Annotated in this window: 24 protein-coding genes, 1 pseudogene and 1 riboswitch; of the genes and pseudogenes, 13 read left to right on the top strand and 12 right to left on the bottom strand. The window is 40.7% G+C overall.

The features are described from left to right. Positions 1-26: 26 nt before the first annotated feature. From purF to purC, 5 genes are read right to left on the bottom strand one after another with little or no spacing between them, the layout of a single operon-like run. On the bottom strand, positions 27-1,439 hold the full coding sequence (purF, locus tag K9B36_RS10905; protein ID WP_223702092.1) for an amidophosphoribosyltransferase: 1,413 nt from the start codon (positions 1,437-1,439) through the stop codon (positions 27-29). Beyond that, entirely contained in the window at positions 1,424-3,643 is a 2,220-nt protein-coding gene (gene purL, locus K9B36_RS10900) for a phosphoribosylformylglycinamidine synthase subunit PurL (RefSeq protein ID WP_223702091.1), read from the bottom strand. The genes purF and purL overlap by 16 nt, the downstream gene beginning before the upstream one ends. After that, positions 3,627-4,313 carry a phosphoribosylformylglycinamidine synthase subunit PurQ gene (purQ, locus tag K9B36_RS10895; RefSeq protein ID WP_223702090.1) on the bottom strand — a complete coding sequence of 229 codons (687 nt, stop codon included), beginning with the start codon at positions 4,311-4,313 and terminating at the stop codon, positions 3,627-3,629. Before purQ ends, purL begins: the two co-directional genes overlap by 17 nt. Beyond that, entirely contained in the window at positions 4,310-4,564 is a 255-nt protein-coding gene (purS, locus tag K9B36_RS10890; RefSeq protein ID WP_223702089.1) for a phosphoribosylformylglycinamidine synthase subunit PurS, read from the bottom strand. The genes purQ and purS overlap by 4 nt, the downstream gene beginning before the upstream one ends. Next, the gene (gene purC / locus K9B36_RS10885; protein ID WP_223702088.1) at positions 4,557-5,279 is read right to left on the bottom strand and encodes a phosphoribosylaminoimidazolesuccinocarboxamide synthase; all 723 of its coding nucleotides are present in this window, start codon (positions 5,277-5,279) and stop codon (positions 4,557-4,559) included. The genes purS and purC overlap by 8 nt, the downstream gene beginning before the upstream one ends. Positions 5,280-5,538: 259 nt before the next feature. Between purC and K9B36_RS10880 the strand changes: the two genes are divergently transcribed. Continuing rightward, positions 5,539-5,832: a hypothetical protein gene (locus K9B36_RS10880; protein WP_223702087.1), complete on the top strand. Its 294-nt coding sequence runs from the start codon at positions 5,539-5,541 to the stop codon at positions 5,830-5,832. A gap of 605 nt (positions 5,833-6,437) precedes the next feature. Here K9B36_RS10880 and purB read toward each other — a convergent pair. From purB to K9B36_RS10855, 5 genes are all read right to left on the bottom strand, one after another. Further along, positions 6,438-7,730 carry an adenylosuccinate lyase gene (gene purB, locus K9B36_RS10875; protein ID WP_223702086.1) on the bottom strand — a complete coding sequence of 431 codons (1,293 nt, stop codon included), beginning with the start codon at positions 7,728-7,730 and terminating at the stop codon, positions 6,438-6,440. Next, a complete protein-coding gene (purK, locus tag K9B36_RS10870; RefSeq protein WP_223702234.1) occupies positions 7,727-8,872 on the bottom strand; it encodes a 5-(carboxyamino)imidazole ribonucleotide synthase in 1,146 nt (381 codons plus the stop codon). Before purK ends, purB begins: the two co-directional genes overlap by 4 nt. Next, positions 8,865-9,353 carry a 5-(carboxyamino)imidazole ribonucleotide mutase gene (purE, locus tag K9B36_RS10865; protein WP_223702085.1) on the bottom strand — a complete coding sequence of 163 codons (489 nt, stop codon included), beginning with the start codon at positions 9,351-9,353 and terminating at the stop codon, positions 8,865-8,867. The genes purK and purE overlap by 8 nt, the downstream gene beginning before the upstream one ends. A gap of 128 nt (positions 9,354-9,481) precedes the next feature. Continuing rightward, positions 9,482-9,584: riboswitch (purine riboswitch) on the bottom strand. A gap of 93 nt (positions 9,585-9,677) precedes the next feature. Further along, a complete protein-coding gene (locus K9B36_RS10860) occupies positions 9,678-9,887 on the bottom strand; it encodes an NETI motif-containing protein (protein WP_223702084.1) in 210 nt (69 codons plus the stop codon). Beyond that, complete coding sequence (locus tag K9B36_RS10855; protein ID WP_223702233.1) at positions 9,848-10,405, bottom strand: DUF2179 domain-containing protein; 558 nt, start codon at positions 10,403-10,405, stop codon at positions 9,848-9,850. Before K9B36_RS10855 ends, K9B36_RS10860 begins: the two co-directional genes overlap by 40 nt. A gap of 198 nt (positions 10,406-10,603) precedes the next feature. Between K9B36_RS10855 and K9B36_RS10850 the strand changes: the two genes are divergently transcribed. From K9B36_RS10850 to K9B36_RS10815, 8 genes are all read left to right on the top strand, one after another. Next, on the top strand, positions 10,604-12,133 hold the full coding sequence (locus tag K9B36_RS10850) for a glycine betaine uptake BCCT transporter (RefSeq protein ID WP_223702083.1): 1,530 nt from the start codon (positions 10,604-10,606) through the stop codon (positions 12,131-12,133). A 130-nt stretch (positions 12,134-12,263) separates the two neighbouring features. Next, positions 12,264-12,719 carry an Hsp20/alpha crystallin family protein gene (locus tag K9B36_RS10845; RefSeq protein WP_223702082.1) on the top strand — a complete coding sequence of 152 codons (456 nt, stop codon included), beginning with the start codon at positions 12,264-12,266 and terminating at the stop codon, positions 12,717-12,719. Positions 12,720-13,003: 284 nt separating this feature from the next. Further along, positions 13,004-13,543, top strand: a complete 540-nt coding sequence (gene sigY / locus K9B36_RS10840; protein WP_223702232.1) for an RNA polymerase sigma factor SigY — start codon at positions 13,004-13,006, stop codon at positions 13,541-13,543. After that, positions 13,536-13,868 carry a YxlC family protein gene (locus K9B36_RS10835; protein WP_223702081.1) on the top strand — a complete coding sequence of 111 codons (333 nt, stop codon included), beginning with the start codon at positions 13,536-13,538 and terminating at the stop codon, positions 13,866-13,868. Before sigY ends, K9B36_RS10835 begins: the two co-directional genes overlap by 8 nt. After that, the gene (locus K9B36_RS10830; protein ID WP_223702080.1) at positions 13,865-14,089 is read left to right on the top strand and encodes a transcriptional regulator; all 225 of its coding nucleotides are present in this window, start codon (positions 13,865-13,867) and stop codon (positions 14,087-14,089) included. The genes K9B36_RS10835 and K9B36_RS10830 overlap by 4 nt, the downstream gene beginning before the upstream one ends. Position 14,090: 1 nt before the next feature. Beyond that, the gene (locus K9B36_RS10825) at positions 14,091-14,279 is read left to right on the top strand and encodes a PLD nuclease N-terminal domain-containing protein (protein WP_223702079.1); all 189 of its coding nucleotides are present in this window, start codon (positions 14,091-14,093) and stop codon (positions 14,277-14,279) included. A 15-nt stretch (positions 14,280-14,294) separates the two neighbouring features. After that, positions 14,295-15,191, top strand: coding sequence for an ABC transporter ATP-binding protein (locus tag K9B36_RS10820; protein ID WP_223702078.1), 897 nt, complete (start codon positions 14,295-14,297; stop codon positions 15,189-15,191). Further along, a complete protein-coding gene (locus K9B36_RS10815; protein WP_223702077.1) occupies positions 15,188-15,964 on the top strand; it encodes an ABC transporter permease in 777 nt (258 codons plus the stop codon). The genes K9B36_RS10820 and K9B36_RS10815 overlap by 4 nt, the downstream gene beginning before the upstream one ends. Positions 15,965-15,997: 33 nt before the next feature. Here the strand turns inward: K9B36_RS10815 and K9B36_RS10810 are convergent, their stop codons facing one another. Further along, a complete protein-coding gene (locus K9B36_RS10810; RefSeq protein ID WP_223702076.1) occupies positions 15,998-16,531 on the bottom strand; it encodes a P-loop NTPase family protein in 534 nt (177 codons plus the stop codon). Positions 16,532-16,579: 48 nt separating this feature from the next. Beyond that, the gene (locus K9B36_RS10805; protein WP_223702075.1) at positions 16,580-16,774 is read right to left on the bottom strand and encodes a hypothetical protein; all 195 of its coding nucleotides are present in this window, start codon (positions 16,772-16,774) and stop codon (positions 16,580-16,582) included. 471 nt (positions 16,775-17,245) lie between these two features. Here K9B36_RS10805 and K9B36_RS10800 point away from each other — a divergent pair, with 471 nt between their 5' ends. The 4 genes and pseudogenes from K9B36_RS10800 to K9B36_RS10785 all read left to right on the top strand — a co-directional run bounded on the left by K9B36_RS10800 (position 17,246) and on the right by K9B36_RS10785 (position 19,554). Continuing rightward, a complete protein-coding gene (locus tag K9B36_RS10800) occupies positions 17,246-17,539 on the top strand; it encodes a hypothetical protein (RefSeq protein WP_223702074.1) in 294 nt (97 codons plus the stop codon). 26 nt (positions 17,540-17,565) lie between these two features. Then, a pseudogene (locus K9B36_RS16980) lies at positions 17,566-18,030 on the top strand (SMI1/KNR4 family protein); the annotation flags it as partial. A gap of 448 nt (positions 18,031-18,478) precedes the next feature. Beyond that, the gene (locus K9B36_RS10790; protein ID WP_223702072.1) at positions 18,479-19,030 is read left to right on the top strand and encodes a hypothetical protein; all 552 of its coding nucleotides are present in this window, start codon (positions 18,479-18,481) and stop codon (positions 19,028-19,030) included. 125 nt (positions 19,031-19,155) lie between these two features. Then, the gene (locus K9B36_RS10785) at positions 19,156-19,554 is read left to right on the top strand and encodes a hypothetical protein (protein WP_223702071.1); all 399 of its coding nucleotides are present in this window, start codon (positions 19,156-19,158) and stop codon (positions 19,552-19,554) included. Positions 19,555-19,776 lie beyond the last annotated feature (222 nt).

Here is a 19,776-nt window from a genome sequence, read left to right as displayed (position 1 = left end):
GCCTTATTTTTTACTTATTTAGCTTGTTAACATTTCTCGTGAGGCAAAGCTGTATCTGGGAAAATCTCGGTCGGATATTTTCCTGTAAAGCATGCCATACATTGACCTCGAGTTTCTCCCTCATATGGTCTATCGATCGCTTCTAATAAGCCGCTAGGACTTAAAAAGGACAAAGAGTCGGCTCCAATAAGCTTTCTCATCTCTTCAATAGAATGAGAAGAAGCAATTAACTCTTCATGTGTGGATGTATCAATACCGTAGAAACACGGATTTTTGATGGGAGGGGAACTGATTCGAACATGCACCTCCGTAGCTCCTGCTTCTCTGAGCATATGCACAATCCGCTTGCTTGTCGTTCCTCGGACAATCGAGTCATCCACCATTACCACACGTTTTCCTTCTACAACACCCCGCACAGGTGAAAGTTTCATTTTCACCCCTTGCTCTCGCAAAGCTTGCGAAGGCTGGATAAAGGTTCTGCCTACATAACGGTTTTTAATTAATCCTAGCTCATACGGTATCCCGGTAAGTTCAGCATAGCCAATCGCCGCAGAGATACTTGAGTCAGGCACCCCGGTTACAACATCTGCCTCAATGGGTGATTCCATCGCAAGCTGTTTTCCTAGGCTTTTTCGCGCAGTATGGACATTAATGCCGTCGATATTGCTGTCAGGTCTGGAAAAATAAATATACTCCATGCTGCACATTGCACGTTGGGTATGCATCGTGAAACGCTCCGAATGGAGACCGCCATTATCAATAATCAATAATTCCCCCGGCTCGATATCACGAATATATTCGGCACCCACAATATCAAATGCACATGTTTCGGAAGCTACCACGTAAGCATCATTCAACTTCCCTAAGGAAAGCGGCCGCAAGCCGTTTGGATCTAACGCTACCATCATTTCTGTTTCTGTCATAAGTACAAATGCATAGGCACCTTTTAACATGGAAAGCGCATTTTTCATCCGATCCTTAAGTAAGGTGTAGCCGCTTCTTTTAATAAGATGTGCTAGCACTTCTGTATCAGATGTTGTCTGCAAAATACTGCCCTGGCTTTCAAGCTGATGCTTTAAGGCATTGGCGTTGACAAGGTTTCCATTATGAGCAAGCGCAAGACTGCCCCTTTGCGAATGAAACAAGAGTGGCTGGACATTTTCAAAGCCTCCGCCCCCTGCAGTCGCATAGCGCACATGACCGATCGCCGCATTTCCATGCAAGTCTTTCAATCTACCGTTTCCGAACACTTCGTTCACAAGGCCTTCCCCTTTGACCGCTGTGAGTTTCTCCCCATCTGTTGTAACAATTCCTGCTCCTTCTTGGCCACGATGCTGCAAACTATGCAGACCATAATAGGTGATTTGGGAGGCTTCCGGATGTCCCCACACCCCGAAAACTCCACACTCTTCATTTAAGCCTTTTAATTCAGCAAGCATGGAATAGCTCCCTTCCAAGCAGTTCTCATTTTATCTACTGATAGATTAATAGCAACTTGATGTTCCGCCGTTCTGATGTGTAAAAGATTCGTCAAAGTCACTTCTCCAATAAGTGAAGCCTCTACCATCTGTTCAAATCTCTCTTTGTTTTCAGGCTTAACCGATAGCACAAAGCGTGATTGCGTTTCACTGAACAGTGCGGTGGTAAGTTCCCCTTCCACTGTCACTTCCGCTCCGAGGCCCTTGGCACCCATTGCACTTTCTGCCAGCGCTACACTTAATCCACCCTCCGACACATCATGGGCAGATTCCACAAGGCCTGCGCGAATAGCAGCCAACACTTGAGATTGACGGAATACTTCCACTTCCAAATCTAATGCCGGTGCTTTTCCAAAAATCTTACCATAGGTTAATTTCTGCAGTTCACTACCACCAAATTCTGGGAGTGTTTCCCCTACTAGATAAATAAGATCACCGGCATTCTTAAACTCCTGTGTTGTGATATGGGCAAGATTATCAATTAATCCAACCATTCCTACCACAGGGGTTGGATACACCGCCACACCGTTTGTTTCATTGTATAAACTAACATTCCCGCCAATGACTGGAGATTCTAGCATACGACAAGCTTCACTCATGCCATCTGTTGCTTTTTCAATTTGCCAAAAGATCTCAGGCTTTTCCGGATTTCCAAAGTTCAAGCAATCAGTAATTGCTAAAGGCTTTGCACCAGAACATACGATGTTTCGCGCCGCTTCTGCTACCGCAATTTTTCCGCCTACTTCAGGATCAAGGTATAAATAACGGGAGTTACAGTCTGTCGTCATAGCCAAGGCTTTTTCGGTTCCACGGATCCGTACAACCGCTGCATCAGATCCTGGACAAACGACCGTGTTGGTGCGAACTTGATAATCGTACTGGTCGTACACCCATTCTTTACTTGCAATCGTAGGTTGTTGTAAAAGCTGCATCAGGGTGTCTTCAATATTCACCACTTCTGGAATGCTGACAACCATTTCTTGAAACTCTTTATAATAGGCAGGTTCCGCAGAAGGCTTATGGTATACAGGTGCTTCTTCCGCTAAAGCATCGACTGGAACATCTGCAATTACTTCTCCTTTATGAAAAAGACGAAGCATTTTGTCATCTGTCACTTTTCCAATTGCAACTGCTTCAAGGTCATATTTAGCAACAATCGCTTGTGCTTCATGCTCCCGGCCAACTTCGACGACAATCAACATGCGTTCCTGTGATTCAGAAAGCATCATTTCATACCCTGTCATCCCCGTTTCACGTTGAGGCACGAGGTCTAAATTCATTTCAATCCCAGAACCTGCTTTTGATGCCATCTCAGCCGAAGAGCTTGTTAAACCTGCAGCTCCCATGTCCTGAATTCCAACCAAGCCATCCCATTTAACTATTTCAAGACATGCTTCAAGTAAAAGCTTCTCCATGAACGGATCACCAACTTGAACTGCCGGGCGCTTCTCCTCAGATGCTTCGGATAGCTCCTCAGAAGCAAAAGTTGCACCATGAATGCCGTCACGACCTGTTTTAGCCCCAACATACATCACCGTATTGCCGACGCCCTTTGCCTGCCCTTTTTTTATATCCTCATGGTTAATTAACCCGACACACATTGCATTAACTAAGGGATTTCCATCATAAGAAGGATCAAACTGAATCTCTCCTCCAACTGTTGGAATTCCGACACAATTGCCGTATCCTGCAATTCCTGCCACTACTTCTTCAAACAAATATTTCACACGTGGAGATGTTAGCTCCCCAAAACGCAGCGAGTTTAATAGTGCGATCGGGCGTGCACCCATTGAGAAAACATCACGGATAATACCGCCTACACCTGTAGCCGCACCTTGGTAAGGTTCAATCGCAGAAGGATGGTTATGGCTTTCAATTTTGAAAACCACCGCTTGGTTGTCTCCAATATCAACAATCCCCGCTCCTTCTCCTGGTCCTTGCAATACTTTTGGACCTTCTGTTGGGAATTTGCGCAGCACAGGCTTTGAGTTTTTATAACTGCAGTGCTCTGACCACATAACAGAGAAAAGACCTGTTTCCGTATAATTAGGCAAACGCCCCAAGATCTTTTCTACCATTAAAAACTCTTCATCACTGAGACCCATTTCTTTATAAATGCCCTCTGCTTTGATCATCTCTGGATTTGGTTCAAGAAGTAACGACATATGTTTCCCTCCAATTACGAACAATAGATTTAAAGAGTTTTAACCCATCATCACTGCCTAAAAGGTCAGAAACTGCTCTTTCAGGATGTGGCATCATACCTAGTACATTTCCTTTTTCATTTACAATGCCAGCTATATCATGTAAACTACCATTTGGATTATCACCATTATAGGAAAAAGCAATTTGCCGATTGCTTCTTAATTTCCCTAAAGTTGTTTCATCACAAAAATAATTTCCTTCCCCATGCGCGATGGGGATGGTGATAATCTCCCCTTTTTCATAGTTCGAGGTAAAAATCGTTTCATTGTTTTCTACTTTCAATTCCACCGGCCTGCATAAAAACTTCAATTCTTTATTTCTTCTCATCGCACCAGGAAGCAGCCCTGACTCTAGTAAAATTTGAAATCCATTACATACTCCTAAAACCGGCTTACCAGCCTCAGCCGCCTTTTGAACCTCTAACATGACATTCGAAAAACGAGCAATCGCACCAGAGCGCAAGTAATCTCCATAAGAAAACCCGCCAGGAAGCAATATTCCATCATACTCTTCTAAATTTGTCGCATCATGCCATACATATTCAACTTCTTCACCAAGTTCGTCTTTAATAGCATGATACATATCCACATCACAGTTTGATCCTGGAAACACGATCACAGCAAACTTCACGATCCAACTACCTCCTCCACCTCATAACGGTAATCTTCAATCACAGTGTTTGCCAATAATCTTTCACACATTTCCTTTACCACAACATCCAAATCGCGGTCAGACTTTGCTATAGTTAATTCTAAAAATTTCCCGATACGAACTTCTTCCACCTCATGGTAAGAAAGGCTGTGAAGTGAATTTTTAACTGCTGTTCCTTGAGGATCCAAAACACTCTCTCTTAACGTTACGAATACTTTTACTTTAAACATGCTGTTCTCCCCCGATTCGCGCTAGAATTTTCTCATATGCATCTGTTAAACTGCCTAAATCTCTTCTGAAAACATCCTTATCCAGCTTTTCGTTTGTAGCTTTATCCCATAATCTGCAGGTGTCCGGTGAAACCTCATCCGCCAATAAAATACACCCGTCATTTGTTTTCCCAAACTCGAGTTTAAAGTCGACCAGCGTCAAGCTTCTATCTGCAAAGAACTTCGATAATATCCCATTAACCTTCAGCGCTACATGCTTTAACACATCAATTTCAGCTGGGGTTGCAAGCTTCATCATCTTAATGTGATCTTCTGTGATCAGCGGATCTCCTAGACTATCATCTTTATAATAAAATTCCACTAAGGTTTCTTCTAATGGAATGCCTTCCTCTAACCCGAGACGTTTAGCCATGCTGCCCGCTGTGACATTGCGTACTACTACCTCTAAAGGAATGATGGACACCTTTTGAACAAGCTGTTCTGTTGCGGATTTTTTTTCGATAAAATGATTCTCGATTCCGGCTTCTTGTAGCATGGAAAATAGCAAACTCGTAATCTCGTTGTTCAGACGACCTTTGCCGTCAATGTTCGCTTTTTTTTCTCCGTTATACGCTGTGGCGGAGTTTTTGTATTCGATCCAAACGATGTTTTCATCTGTTGTCGCGTAGACAAGTTTGGCTTTTCCTTCGTACATAAGGTCTTTTTTTTGTAGCATTTAGGTCATCTCCTTTTAAAGGTGCCTGTTATCGGGTTATTGCTATTTAGGTAGGGTGTTTCACGTTGCTTATTATGGTTTTCACTTGGAGAGATTGCTGAAAATAAAGGTTATCGTTTTAACTCCCTGTTCCTTTGCGTTCCAGGTGATCGCTTTCCGCGGGGCGGTGCGGGAGCCTCCTCGGCTACGCCTGTGGGGTCTCCCGTCTACCGCTACCTCCCGCCGGAGTCGATCACCTTCCACTTCAATACACAGGGGGGTGCACTTTTTATGTGATGAGCTTCTTTCCGGTGCTCATTATGGTTTTTCCTTTAAGAGATTGCCTGAATATATAGGTTATCGTTCTAACTCCCTGTTCCTTTTCGTTTCAGGTGCTCGCTTTCCGCGGGGCGGTGCAGGAGCCTCCTCGGCTGCGCCTGTGGGGTCTCCTGTCTACAAGCGGCCGGACGCTGGAGTCGATCACCTTCCACTTCAATACACAGGGGGGAATACTTTAGATATAAAGTCATTTTCTACCTTGATTATGGTGGTTAGTTTTTATATAGAATTCTAAGTTTTATAACGGTGAGACTGTTTAAAAGACCTTTAAAGACCACCCATAGAACTTTTGGTTCCTAGCTGTGTATCGGAACGAAAGGCGGAGACTCCTGCGGGAGGTAGTGCTTAGGGTAGACCCCGCAGGCTTTAGCCGAGGAGGCTTCCCAAGCACCCCGCGGACGCGAAGCCTTTCGTGCAGAGGAACAGCGGTATTCGTAGTCCCTCTTAAATACTTGGTCATTAGGTCTTCATGGTAACTCCCTAGATCTCCGCTTAAACGAGCACTATCTAATTCTAGTTGCCCACAGCTGTGGATCGGAACGAAAGGCGGAGACTCCTGCGGGAGGTAGTGCTTTGGGAAGACCCAGCAGGCTTTAGCCGAGGAGGCTTCCCAAGCACCCCGCGGACGCGAAGCCTTTCGTGCAGAGGAACAGCGGTGTTCAAAGAGACCTTTAACAGTACCTTGTACAAGATGATATCACTCAATAGAAAGGTATCCCCTTAACCAACCTATGGACTATTGTTTCATCTGAGCATCATCCGACTCTAAGTAACAGCGGCCTATAAAGTAGCCTCATAATATACACCCTCGAAGTCTCCACTCCCAATGGAATCCGTTACTTATAACCCAAGACGATCAAATATCGTGTCCACATGCTGCAAGTGGTAGTTGTAGTCAAAGCAGTCCTCAATCTGTTCAGCAGAAAGACGAGAAGTAATTTTTTCTTCCCCTTCCACCAGCTCACGGAAATGCACCTGCTTTTCCCAAGCCTCCATTGCCTTAGGCTGAACAGTATCATATGCTTCCTCACGGGACATTCCTGAATCAATCAAGGCAAGCAACACACGCTGGGAATAGATAAGACCAAGCGTGCGGTCCATATTGCGCTTCATGTTTTCCGGGAATACCGTTAAATTTTTAATAATATTTCCAAATCGGTTCAGCATGTAATTTAATGCGATGGTCGAATCGGGTAAGATAATACGCTCCGCAGAAGAATGGGAGATGTCTCTTTCATGCCATAATGGCACGTTTTCATAAGCTGTCATCATGTAGCCGCGAATCACTCGTGCTAAGCCTGTCATGTTTTCCGAACCGATCGGATTACGTTTATGCGGCATCGCGGAGGATCCTTTTTGGCCTTTTGCAAAAAACTCTTCTACCTCACGCGTTTCACTCTTTTGCAATGCGCGAACTTCCACTGCGAATTTTTCGATGGAAGTTGCAATTAGTGCAAGCGTTCCTAAGTAGTGAGCATGGCGGTCGCGTTGAAGCGTTTGAGTGGAAATTGGAGCATGCTGCAAGCCCAACTTTTCACAAACAAACTCTTCTACAAAGGGATTGATGTTGGCATAGGTTCCAACAGCTCCTGAGATTTTACCAAACTCGATGCCTTCTGCCGCTTGCTTAAAGCGCTCCAGATTACGTTTCATTTCCTCATACCAAAGGGCAAGCTTGAGACCAAATGTTGTCGGTTCAGCATGAACTCCATGTGTACGGCCCATCATAACGGTTAATTTATGTTCCTGGGCTTTTTCTTTTAAAATTGCCACAAAGCGTTCAATGTCTGCTTGTAGGATTGTATTTGCTTGCTTTAGTTGGTAGGAAAGAGCAGTGTCGACAACGTCTGTAGAAGTTAAGCCGTAGTGCACCCATTTTTTTTCATCGCCAAGTGTTTCGGATACAGCTCTTGTAAAAGCTACCACATCATGACGGGTTTCTTCTTCAATTTCTTTAATTCGATTGATATCGAAAGTGGCCTTTTCTCGTAAAAGCTTCACGTCTTCTTTTGGGATCTCCCCGAGCTCTGCCCATGCCTCACAAGCTAGTATTTCCACCTCAAGCCATGCTTGAAAACGGTTTTGTTCGGTCCATATGGCACCCATTTCCGGTCTTGTATATCGTTCAATCATGTTAAAATCCTCCGTTCGTTCTTATCCCATATTTGCAATGCAGCTTCCCGCTCCAAAGCCTGTTCCATTGTATCAGCTAGTATGGTTAGATGCCCCATTTTTCGCTTTGTTTTGATTTCTTTTTTACCATAAAGGTGAAGCTTCACGTCTTTGTATTCAGGAACGAGGCTTAATGCGCGTTCTACATGTTCCCCTAGTAGATTAACCATAACAGCCGGCTTCCATAAGCTTGTTTGTCCAAGAGCCAATCCGCAGATAGCACGGACATGCTGTTCAAACTGGGATGTTTCGCAGGCATCTATTGTGTAATGACCTGAATTATGAGGTCTTGGCGCTAATTCATTGATATAGATTGTGCCATCCTCTAACATAAACATCTCTACTGCTAGGGTTCCGACTAATCCTAAGTTCTCCGCTAAAGAGGCTGCATACTCTAATGCTCTATTTTTCACATGTTTGGAAACACGTGCCGGTACAATCGATTTATATAAAATATTTTCTTGATGCTCGTTTTCTGCAACAGGAAAGGCGACTGTTTCGCCTGTTGTGCTTCTTGCCACAACTACCGAAATCTCTTTTTTAAAAGGTATCCACTGCTCTAACACACATTCCCCTTGTTCCAGAAGCTTTTCTGCATCTTGTAATGCTTCCGCATCCTTAAGTACAACCTGACCTTTGCCATCGTAGCCAAGGCGACATGTTTTAAGGACAGATGGATAGCCAAGGTTGGCAATGGCTTCTTTTAACTCGGCAGGTGTTTGTACCTCGATAAAAGGTGCAACTTGCAGCCCAGCAGCCTCAATTGCTCTTTTCTCTGTTCCACGGTGTTGGGTTTTCTTTAGCACCTGACTTCCTTGGGGAAGATAGGCATTTTCCTCCAACCAAGTTAATGCATCATAGTCAATATTCTCGAATTCATAAGTAACTACATCAGATAAATCGGCCAGTTTTTTGATTGCTTCGATGTCATCAAATGCTGCAGTTATTTCAGTATCTGCTAGCTGCCCGCAAGGAGAGTTTGGGGTTGGATCCAAAACTGCAATTTTATACCCCATTTCCCTTGCAGCGATGGCCATCATTCGCCCTAGCTGACCTCCGCCTATAATTCCAATTGTTGAGGGTGGAAGAATTTGTTTAAACAAGTTGCTCACTACTTTCCATCACTTGCTTTTTCGTATTTTCTCTTTTATTATCCAGCCTTTGTGCGACTTGCTCATCAAATGCGCCTAATATTTGTGCCGCAAGCAACCCAGCGTTGGTGGCGCCAGCTTTTCCAATTGCCACTGTAGCAACAGGAACACCTCCAGGCATTTGAACAATACTTAGCAAAGAGTCCAAGCCGTTTAAGCTTTTAGATTGAACAGGAACACCGATAACAGGTAGTGTCGTTTTGGCGGCTACCATTCCAGGTAAATGTGCCGCTCCACCTGCACCTGCAATGATTACCTTTAACCCTCTGTCTCTTGCTTGTTCCGCATAATCAAACATTAAGTCAGGTGTTCGGTGTGCGGAGACAACCTTTTTTTCGTACGGTATATGTAAATCATCAAGTATGTTACAGGCATGTTTCATTGTTTCCCAATCAGAAGTACTTCCCATGATTACTCCAACTTGTGTATTCATTTTTTTCCTCCTACAAAACATAATAAAAGCCCAGTGTAGACCGCTCCCTACTTAAGGGAAAGCGATCCACCTGGGCTTGTTTTAGCATAACAAAGATTAAACGTGGGTTGTTATGATAAACAAAGCTGATGATCGTAACTTCCCCTCATAGTCCGACCAATTAATGGAGGTCAGGTAGAGACTTATGGGCCATATTCCCAAAATTATATGAGGTTTCATTCATTCGTAATTATCTATATTTATCTTAACGATATTTTCGGTTTTTGTCAATTAATTTCATGAACATTAAGTGTGTTTAGAGAAACCATCGTTCGTATTTTAGGCTTATTCTTCTACCAATTTACCTTCAAAGGTGATTTTTTTGCCGATTGGCAGTATTTCTTTTTGGCCATCCTTTACAACTTCCTGGAAAATTGGCTCTTCCATTCTTCTAGAAGGCTTGTATCCCTCTTTTTCCATGCGGTCCAAGCAGTCACTTATACTTTCTTTTTCCATTACTTCAAATTTTCTTTTTCTTGGCTTTTGGCTGCCCATTCTTTTATTTTCCTTTCTTTCACCGCTTTTACCCAGAACCCTCCATGAATTGTTTTCGGTTCATATGCAATAATAAATGCTTTCGGATCATGTTCTTTTATTGCATGGTATAAGCTTATTTCATATTTTCTTGGAGTTAAAATTTGCATAGCCATCCGATCACCCTCAAGTCCGTTGGCTTGCCAATTCGTCACTCCATATCCTTTTTCCCTCAATAATCTTGGAAGGTCCTTATCATACTCTTTAGTTATTACATTTACCGTAGTATAACCGAGCGCAAGCATTTCTTCTATCTTCATTCCAACGATTACTCCAATCCCGTACCCTAGGGCATAAGCAATCAAATTCTGGATTTGATCTAAATTCTCAAGAACCAAGCCTAACCCTACAACGTAAATAACCACTTCGATCATACTGATTCCTGCCGCTAAATACCTGCGACCCTTAAGGGTTAAGATCATTCTGATGGTAAAAAAAGAAACATAGACAATATTGATGATGATAATGATAGCTACCATTACGATACCATTTTCCAACAAGAGAATATACCTCCCAACATAGTTAATATTTTAACGGATATAATTCTAAGTAAAGAAGTCTATACAAAATAATTGGACCATTGGCCTATTAATGATACGATTGTATAGTTGGCCGTCTGAATACAAATACTTTTATAGGAAAGAAGTGATCGAAATTTTAAAAGGAGTGAAGATAGATTGAAAAAAACAACCCCTGTATTTATAGTTTCAGTTATCGTAGCAGTCTTATTCATTGTCTGGGGGGTTATCCCTGGAAGCATCCTTGGCGATGCTAGTTTAAATGCTGTCACTACTGTGGTTCAAAGCTTTATTGTGGAGAAATTTGGCTGGTTTTATTTATTAACCGCTACTGGCTTCTTGTTATTTTGTATTGTACTTATATTCACTAAATATGGCCGTATCAAACTTGGAAAAGATACAGATGAACCGGAGTACAATTATCTTACTTGGTTTGCGATGCTATTTAGTGCTGGTATGGGTATCGGATTAGTATTTTGGGGTGCTTCAGAACCGATGTACCACTATTTTGCCCCTCCAACTGGAGAAGGGGAAACTGCTGAGTCAGCCCGAATAGCAATGCGATATTCATTTTTCCATTGGGGACTTCACCCGTGGGCAATCTATTCTGTCATCGCCCTTGCATTGGCATATTTTCAATTCCGTAAAGGAAGCCCAGGCGTAATCGCACAAATTTTACGCCCAATACTCGGGGATAAAGTCGATGGCAAAATTGGTGTGTTGATTAACTTTATCGCTGTTTTTGCGACTATTTTTGGTGTTGCAACCTCTCTTGGGTTAGGCGCTATTCAAATAAGCGGCGGCCTATCAAGTATGACACCTGCTGTTACAAACAATCTTACCACACAGCTTGTCATCATTTTAGTAATCACAATCTTGTTTATGCTATCTGCACAAACAGGGATTAATAAAGGAATCAAATATTTAAGTAACCTTAATGTCGTTTTAGCAATTTCATTAATGTTATTTTTACTTTTTGCCGGACCAACAAACTTTATAATGGATCTCTTTACAACTACACTTGGAGGATATTTGCAAAACCTCCCATCGATGAGCTTCCGCTTGTTCCCATTCGATCAGGATAATTCTTGGGTTCGCGATTGGACAATCTTTTATTGGGCATGGTGGATTGCTTGGGCACCATTTGTTGGTACCTTTATTGCACGAATTTCTAAAGGAAGAACAATCCGTGAATTTCTCTTAGGTGTTCTACTTGTTCCAACCGTTTTTGGTGGACTTTGGTTCTCCGTATTTGGAGGATCCGCCATATTCCTTGAGTTCTTCGAAGGAATACCTATCTATGATGTTATTAGTTCACAAGGTACAGAAGTAGCGTTATTCTCGGTGCTGCAAAACTATCCGCTTGGCATGATTATGTCAGGGCTTGCGATTTTCTTGATCTGTACCTTCTTTATTACATCGGCCGATTCTGCTACCTTTGTTCTTGGGATGCAGACAACCAACGGCAGCCTTCACCCGCCGAATAGCGTCAAATTCATCTGGGGTGTGATTCAATCATCTGCGGCTGCGATATTACTATGGACTGGTGGGCTTCAAGCATTACAAACTGCCTCCATTATTGCCGCTTTCCCGTTTGCCATTATCATGATCTTGATGGTATTTTCATTAGTAAAATCCTTCAAGACAGAACATGTGCCAGATGCCAAACCAAAGCAGAAAAAGATTTAATGGAATACTTAAGCTAGCAGCGGAATTTTCCGCTGCTTTTTTTTATACCGTTTTACTATAGGCACTTTCCCTACATCCTTTGCATAATCTGATGATAGAAATGTAATCATGGGAAAGGATGATAGTAAAGATGCCTTTTAATCAATTTAAACAAATGGGCGATTGGCGAAAGCAGTGGGATCAGTTTTTTGGAGATGAATTCTGGAATGGCTTTGAACCTTACTTTGAAAACATGCAAACGCAAACGAATATCTACAAGAAAGAAAATGAGCTATTATGTGTCATGTGCTTGCCTGGTCTCGTCAACCCAGAAGAAGTTAAGCTTTTTGTCCGACCACAGCAGCTAGAAGTAAAAGGACAAATCAACCTGAAAATTCAAGGCTATGAACTCATAGAAGAAGGCATCGCTCAAGGTGACTTCCAACGCAGCTTTGAACTGCCATTCCCTGTTCGGGACGACAAAGTCGATGCCACCTACGAAAACGGACTGCTCTACATCCAGCTTCACCGCCACATTCCAAGCGACACCAAAAAACAAATCATCATTCAACGAGGCACCAAAAAAGCACCTAACCCTAATATCTAGGCACCAAATTGGAACAAATTTGGGGCCAGACCCCGGCAGGAATTTTTTCATTTATGTCGAACTTATACAGGTTAGGTAAGATACAAGCCGTTCTCCATCCAAAATCCTCTTGCTTTTAGCAGGAGGATTTTTGTGCTTGTTCTTGTATTCCAGATAAAATTTGGAATACTGTTTTTATGTGGATTTTTTAACAGATTGCAAATTGGAAGGAAATTCATATGAACGATCCAGCTCATTGGAGCGTCTCATCATTGTACGAATAGAAAGGAGGCATCGAAGTGAAGATGGCAGAAGAAGATGATAGTTCGCTTATTAGCAAAGCTTTGGCAGGCAGCGATGATGCCTTCACACAAATATTTCACCGGTATTATTCTTTTCTTTATAAATATCTTTTAAAGCTAACCCTAGATGAGGAAACAAGCAGTGACCTTGCTCAGGAAACGATGGTCAAATGCTATACAAAGCTCGCTTCCTACAAGGGGGAAGGGAAATTCTCCACTTGGATGATTTCGATTGCTTCCCGACTTTATCTTGACTCATTAAGGAAAAAAGCAAGGGAACAAAAGAAAATCACTCGAATCATGCATTCTCTTACCCGGCAATTGAATTGGAGATCTCAAAATCAAGGGATAGAATGGAGTGACACTTTTGTTGATTTTAATCAATTGGAAGCAGATGTGCGAACCCCAATACTCCTTCGTCACTATTATGGATACACCTATGAAGAAATCGGTTCGATGTTAGGAGTCAGAACAGGTACAGTGAAGTCCCGTGTCCACAATGGAATCAAATTGTTACGAAAGGAGTGGGATGGTGATGAGTAGATACAAAGAAAACTCCAAAGAGAAGCTTATCGAAAAGCTCCACAAGGACTGGAAGCATATTGATGATCTAGCTTCGCCACCAAGTCCGTCAAACGAAGAACTAAAAGAAATGCTTGTTACAGCAAAAGTGGAAGCCAGAAAAGCTTTTTATAAAGAACTCACCATCTTCATCACAAGTGCGATGATAATTCTTGCATTTCTTACCACTGCTGTTTTCCAAGCACCGATGACTTTTATCGTGGTTCAAGTACTGGCAATTATTATAGCCCCTATTATTTTTGTTCTATTATATAGCAGAAAGCAGGAAGGACCTACCTTATCATGACACAAGCAGAACAAGAGGTACTCTACTACATCCTGCCCTTTCTCCTTCCTGTCTTATTGGCACAAAGCATCCTCCTATTCATCAATGCAAAAAAAAGGGGAGGCTATGCATGGTTTTGGGGGATATGGGGGCTTATCCAATTTCCAATGCCAACGCTGTTTTATTTACTATTCGTCGTCATTTTACCTAAAAAAAGAAAAAACAAAAAGGAGCAAAACTAAAATGGAACTAAATTGGGCAATTCTTACCCCTATCCTTATTTTGCAAGCAATCTTAACCATCACAGCATTAGTCAGTTGTATTAAACAAGAAACTACTAATGGACCAAAATGGATGTGGATTTTACTCATCCTTCTTCTTAATACAGTTGGACCTATTCTTTATTTCGTCATCGGCCGAAAAAACCAGTAAAAGGAGGGAAACTATTTGCTCGTACAAGTTAGTCATTTGACCAAAACCTATAAACATCAGCAAGCAGTGAAAGATATCTCTTTTCAAATAGAAACCGGAAAGTGCGTTGCTCTCCTTGGGCCTAATGGTGCCGGAAAAACAACCACCCTTCAAATGCTTGCTGGACTTTTAACACCCACATCCGGTACTATCCAATTTCAAGAACATCAAAAGAAAGACTACCGGCATCTGATTGGTTTTCTACCACAGCATCCTGCTTTCTTTACATGGATGAGCCCGAAGGAATATTTGCTCTTTGCGGGTAGACTGTCAAACCTTTCTAAAAAAGAACTTTCACTAAAAATAGAAGAAACGCTGGAATACGTCAGTCTGCTAGATGTAAAAAATAAAAAAATCGGCGGCTTTTCCGGTGGCATGAAGCAGCGATTAGGTCTTGCTCAAGCGCTCTTACATGAACCAAAGCTCTTAATATTAGATGAGCCGGTCTCGGCACTTGACCCTAATGGGAGAAGAGATGTGTTGAAAATTCTTGAGCAACTAAAAAGTAAGATGACCATCCTTTTTTCGACTCATGTTTTGCACGATGCCGAACAGGTTTGTGATTCCGTTATGATGTTAAAGGATGGGCAAATCAAATGGGATGGCAGCTTAACCAACTTGATGAAAAGCAATCCCATCTCTGCCGTAAAAATAAAAACGGACCTCCCGCTAGAAGATGTCTTTTCCGGGATTCCCAACTTGTCCCACATTGACTATTCTGATTTGACCTGCGCAACTCTATATTTTGACGATCCTGTTTATAACACCAGACATCTCTTAAAAAGACTAGTGGAGAAGGATTTAACTTTATTGCATTTTGAAAAGCTGCACGACTCCTTAGAGGAAGCCTATATGAAGGTGATGAATACATGAGAAACTTTCGTATTTTATTTCAAAAAGAACTAATGGAAAGTCTTCGGAATGGAAAATGGATCTGGCTGCCTATCGCATTTATCATCATTGGAATCACCCAGCCAATCACAAGCTACTATATGCCTCAAATCCTTGAAACCGCCGGCAATTTGCCTGAAGGTACTGTAATTGAAATTCCTACCCCTTCTGGAGAAGAGGTACTAGCCAGTACTCTAAGTCAATATGGTACAATTGGAACCTTATTATTCGTGCTTGCCACTATGGGTGCCGTCTCCAATGAACGCCAAAGCGGTGCCTTAACGCTTGTGATGGTTAGACCAGTACAACCTTTTCAATATATAGCCAGTAAATGGGCCTCTCAACTACTCATAGCATTATTTTCGCTATTATTAAGTTTCGGTTTAACCTGGTACTATACAAATCTGCTTTTTACGTTCGTTGATCTTCAGAAAATGCTCTTAAGCTTTGTCATTTACAGTCTATGGATTCTTTTTGTTATCTCAGTCACAATAATGGCAGGTACCTTCCTCAAATCCACTGGTGGCATCGCAGGAGTTAGTATAAGCATATTAGGCATTCTGTCTGTTGCTACTGGCCTTTTCACAAAATATACCCTATGGAGCCCGTCTCATTTAAGAATGCACGCAACGGCGATGCTTATGGAAGGCGATTTAATAAAAAACGGCTTGCTCGTTATTTTCACTACACTAGCTTTGTCCTTCCTATGTCTTCTGGTTGCAACCTTTAACTTTAAACGATTTGAACAGTTTTAATGCTACTCCTATAAAACTCAAAAAGGGTGGTGCTCAAGGAGCTACCACCCTTTTACTCTTTTGCACTTTCCTTATGTATGAATCTATTTCTCTTCTATTCTTTAAAATAATTACCTGTTTATCCTTTTCATATTCACGGAAACGTTCTCTCATCTTTCTTTTTCGGGGATAATAGGTAGTATAAATAAAATGGATAAATTTCCAATCCAGCTTTTCAGTACATCCATCCGCTCTGTCTGGACGAGTTTTCCCTTGATTAGTAATCCACCTCTTTACCACCCGATAAAGACAAACATATAACGGTAATTCTAAATAAATAATGGCGTCTGCATGTTCCACACGTATGTCAAAGGTACCTGTATAATTTCCTTCGATAATCCATGAAGATTTACTGCTTACAATGTCTGCTTGTGCCTGAGCAAACTCTTCCGATGAAGCCTCGACCCAGTCAGGCTTCCAATAATAACAATCCAAATGATATACAGAAAGATCCAAGGCTTCCCCTAATTTCCTAGCAAAAGTGGACTTCCCAGCACCAGCTGAGACCCCTATAACCATAATCCTCATCTCAAGCCTCCTCAAGAACGCCTATTCCATTCTTGTCCTACCTAAATTCTAAAGTCTATCATAAAAAGTACCATTAAAAAGCAAAGCAATGTCACCTATTACCCCAATACAAAAAAAGATAAAATAATAACTTGCCTTAGTAATCTCCTTATTGAAAAGCTCTTTAAAAGCTTTAATAAATATCTGCTCAAAATCAAACCAGCTTAAAATCCATGCTATTACAAGAAAGCTAACGATGGTCATTCTTTATATACCTCCAAGTCCATCTACTCACAGAAAATATAGATGGTTCATCTTCAATCTTACTTTCTAATTTGTCATCCATTATATCATATTTAGCTTTTTCTTCTTTTACTATTTTCTTTTGCTCGAATAAAGCACGCCAAAAAAACCCCCTTATAAAAAACCATCAATGGAAAGCATCTAATTAAAGGAATTATAATTATTTTGTCGAAAGCTTTGTTAAAGTTGCTTGTTGATAATAACGCTATTCTAGCGATGATTGGAGCAAAAGGCGGAGACTCCTACGGGAGATAGCGGTTGGTGGAGACCCCGCTTGCACAGCCGAGGACAGCACCGCCCCGTGGAACGCGTAGCCTTTTGCGGAAATCAACAGCGGCGTTTAACACAGCCTTGTCGAAAGAAAATGTTATTGAGATAACGAGTTAAGATAATCAGTCCACTAAAACATTTTCAAGGAAAGTAGAGATCGGGATGAATCCATTATATCTTGCATTAGATAAAGCAGGTTTAATATTTAAAGAACTTACAGAACATGGAGAGATTGACTTCATCCTTCTCGCTACTGACAAGAATGGAACAATACAATCAGTTGATGTGCCTTCATTCGAAACTCTTTTTGGAGATGCAGCAGTAAATCCAAGCTATGAAGCTTTGTCGGGGTCTCATACTTTTAAATTAGGAGATACGCTATACACAATGACAGCAGAGGAAATGGGTTATCAACAGTATTTCGACAAATGGAAAGAGCAGGGATTGTTAATATAATGAAGAGCTTTATGGAGGCATATATTATGAAAAGCATTTGGCAAGAGGATAATGAGTATGGAAGATTGGAGCCTTTATCAGATGAAATGGTAAAAAAAGCAGAAGAGATGTTAAAAGTAAATTTACCATCTTCCTACATAAATATCTTGAAGCAACAAAATGGTGGTTATATAAAATATAATGCACACCCAACAGACGTTCCTACATCATTTGCTGCAACTCATGTGAATGTAGAGCATATATTCGGGATAGGGTTCGGCAAGGAAAAAGGAATAGTAGATAGTCAGTACTTAATAGATGAGTGGGGTCTGCCAGAAAATCTTGTGCTGATTTCCGGTGATGGACATTCCTGGATCGCACTTGACTATCGAAAAAATAAAACAGAGCCTCCTATTATTTTTATAGATGTAGAAGAAAATCAAGAAATTAGTTTAGCAAAGAGTTTTGAAGAATTTATCAACGGGCTAGTGGAATACATTGAAGAAGAGGATTCCGATTTAAATAACCCCTCCCTTTCCGAACACGAAATAAAAGATTATTACGCTAAAATTGACGATGTAATACAAAAAGGAACACCAAAAGAAATTGACCGTTTATTTACAAACATCCTATCCACTAATAACGAACTAGTACGATACATGGTTGAAAAAATGAGACAACATGCCAAGCCAAAAGTTCACTTTAATTTGTTACTTTATTTAATGTGTTGTGCAGAAGGTGACAACAAGGGAAGCTTAGAAGATGATTATCTAAATGAGGTTTTAAATGAGCTTTCTAAAAGTAAAAACAAAGACGTTAAAGAATTTGCTTTATATTCCTTAGAGCAATTACAAAGCAGACTTAATCAATAGTTAACTTAGTATCTATTAATGTAAGCATTGATCCTGGATGGACAACGCTTTTCTTCGATTTTATTATGTAAGGAAGTATAGAAAAAACATGTATGGGGATGAGAAAGTGTTGAGTAATAAATTTATAAAATATACTGTTGTCTTTCTTTTGATAATATCCCTTGGATTTAACTATTACCTCTACAAAGAAAAGGAAGGGTATATGATTCAACTTGGTGTTGAAAACCATTTGACTGTAGCAAGAACACTCAATGAGATTAGTGATGTAAACACAGATGATTGGATTGAGATTTTAGAAGAAAATAAAGGTGATGTTCTTTTAGAACGGTATATTGGTGAACTTAGAAGGTTAAGTAGGGAATTTCATGGAATGAGTGGAATGACACCTATTGGAATGTTAATAGATGATACAATAAGGCAATATTATGCATTAGAGGATGGGATGAAAAGTGGAAAGAATATAGAGGTTTATAAAAGAGCAATAGAAGAAAATATTCAGTTTAAAAAAACGATATTATCCCAAATTAATTCTGAATTTGGTGAAGATGAAAAATTATGGTACAAAGAATTATCCGGTTTTCAAACAAAAACACAAAAAGAAATCCAGGAAAAGTTCATAGAGTTTCAAAATAAACAATAATATTTCAACTAGTAGGTGCTTGAATGAAAGAACAGGGGTTGTCGTTATGCCTAGCGCTTATAGTTCTAAAAGGATAGTAATTTTAAAAACATTAATAACAATATAAAGCTTAGGGGATTGAAATTATGAGAAAATCATTTCTTGTTTCTATCATAATTGCTCTTTTAGTTGTAAACGGTTGCAGTCAGAATACTGTAGATAAAATTAAAGCGGATTATTTTGATATTGGCTTGGGAGAGAGTTTGTATAGTGGATATGATAAAGTGGAGCAAGATACTGTTCAGTCACTTGTAGATGCTTACAATCAAATTGAATACATTAGACAAACCAACCAACAAATCAATTATGATAAAGCAATAACAGTAACATTTATCTTTAATGATCAAATTTCAGGCATGTTAGTGCTAGATGATAAAGGTATTTTTCAACTAAATGATAGCCTTGAAAATTATCAGCTTGAGTCAAACAATGATTTGTATGATCAAGCAATTGAAATATATAACGAATTAAAGCAACAATATTAAAAAAGCTACTTATCAGACTGTATGTATATTACACATTTGATTCCCCTATGAATGAAAGACTGATTAAATTTTCACCATTTTGCATAAGATCCGGTTTGTTTGTTTTTTTCTCCGTTCCACCAGTGAATTGGCTACATGTAAACAAAAAAAATCAGCGCTTCTCAGCACTGATCCTTTTCTAATTTGCCTGGCAACGTCCTACTCTCACAGGGGGACAGCCCC

Origin of the sequence: Sutcliffiella deserti, assembly GCF_020037475.1 — a bacterium.
Lineage (GTDB): Bacteria > Bacillota > Bacilli > Bacillales > Bacillaceae_I > Sutcliffiella_A > Sutcliffiella_A deserti.
The sequence above is the reverse complement of the archived record's forward strand: the minus strand, read 5'-3'. Positions and strand labels throughout refer to the sequence as shown.

Bases quoted from the DNA above. Each gene is read 5' to 3' on its own strand.
- purF (WP_223702092.1), bottom strand. From the start codon at position 1,439: ATGCTTGCTGAATTAAAAGGCTTAAATGAAGAGTGTGGAGTTTTCGGG.
- purL (WP_223702091.1), bottom strand. From the start codon at position 3,643: ATGTCGTTACTTCTTGAACCAAATCCAGAGATGATCAAAGCAGAGGGC.
- purS (WP_223702089.1), bottom strand. From the start codon at position 4,564: ATGTTTAAAGTAAAAGTATTCGTAACGTTAAGAGAGAGTGTTTTGGAT.
- purC (WP_223702088.1), bottom strand. From the start codon at position 5,279: ATGCTACAAAAAAAAGACCTTATGTACGAAGGAAAAGCCAAACTTGTC.
- purB (WP_223702086.1), bottom strand. From the start codon at position 7,730: ATGATTGAACGATATACAAGACCGGAAATGGGTGCCATATGGACCGAA.
- purE (WP_223702085.1), bottom strand. From the start codon at position 9,353: ATGAATACACAAGTTGGAGTAATCATGGGAAGTACTTCTGATTGGGAA.
- K9B36_RS10860 (WP_223702084.1), bottom strand. From the start codon at position 9,887: ATGGGCAGCCAAAAGCCAAGAAAAAGAAAATTTGAAGTAATGGAAAAA.
- K9B36_RS10855 (WP_223702233.1), bottom strand. From the start codon at position 10,405: ATGGTAGCTATCATTATCATCATCAATATTGTCTATGTTTCTTTTTTT.
- K9B36_RS10845 (WP_223702082.1), top strand. From the start codon at position 12,264: ATGCCTTTTAATCAATTTAAACAAATGGGCGATTGGCGAAAGCAGTGG.
- sigY (WP_223702232.1), top strand. From the start codon at position 13,004: ATGGCAGAAGAAGATGATAGTTCGCTTATTAGCAAAGCTTTGGCAGGC.
- K9B36_RS10835 (WP_223702081.1), top strand. From the start codon at position 13,536: ATGAGTAGATACAAAGAAAACTCCAAAGAGAAGCTTATCGAAAAGCTC.
- K9B36_RS10830 (WP_223702080.1), top strand. From the start codon at position 13,865: ATGACACAAGCAGAACAAGAGGTACTCTACTACATCCTGCCCTTTCTC.
- K9B36_RS10825 (WP_223702079.1), top strand. From the start codon at position 14,091: ATGGAACTAAATTGGGCAATTCTTACCCCTATCCTTATTTTGCAAGCA.
- K9B36_RS10815 (WP_223702077.1), top strand. From the start codon at position 15,188: ATGAGAAACTTTCGTATTTTATTTCAAAAAGAACTAATGGAAAGTCTT.
- K9B36_RS10810 (WP_223702076.1), bottom strand. From the start codon at position 16,531: ATGAGGATTATGGTTATAGGGGTCTCAGCTGGTGCTGGGAAGTCCACT.
- K9B36_RS10805 (WP_223702075.1), bottom strand. From the start codon at position 16,774: ATGACCATCGTTAGCTTTCTTGTAATAGCATGGATTTTAAGCTGGTTT.
- K9B36_RS10800 (WP_223702074.1), top strand. From the start codon at position 17,246: ATGAATCCATTATATCTTGCATTAGATAAAGCAGGTTTAATATTTAAA.
- K9B36_RS10790 (WP_223702072.1), top strand. From the start codon at position 18,479: ATGTATGGGGATGAGAAAGTGTTGAGTAATAAATTTATAAAATATACT.
- K9B36_RS10785 (WP_223702071.1), top strand. From the start codon at position 19,156: ATGAGAAAATCATTTCTTGTTTCTATCATAATTGCTCTTTTAGTTGTA.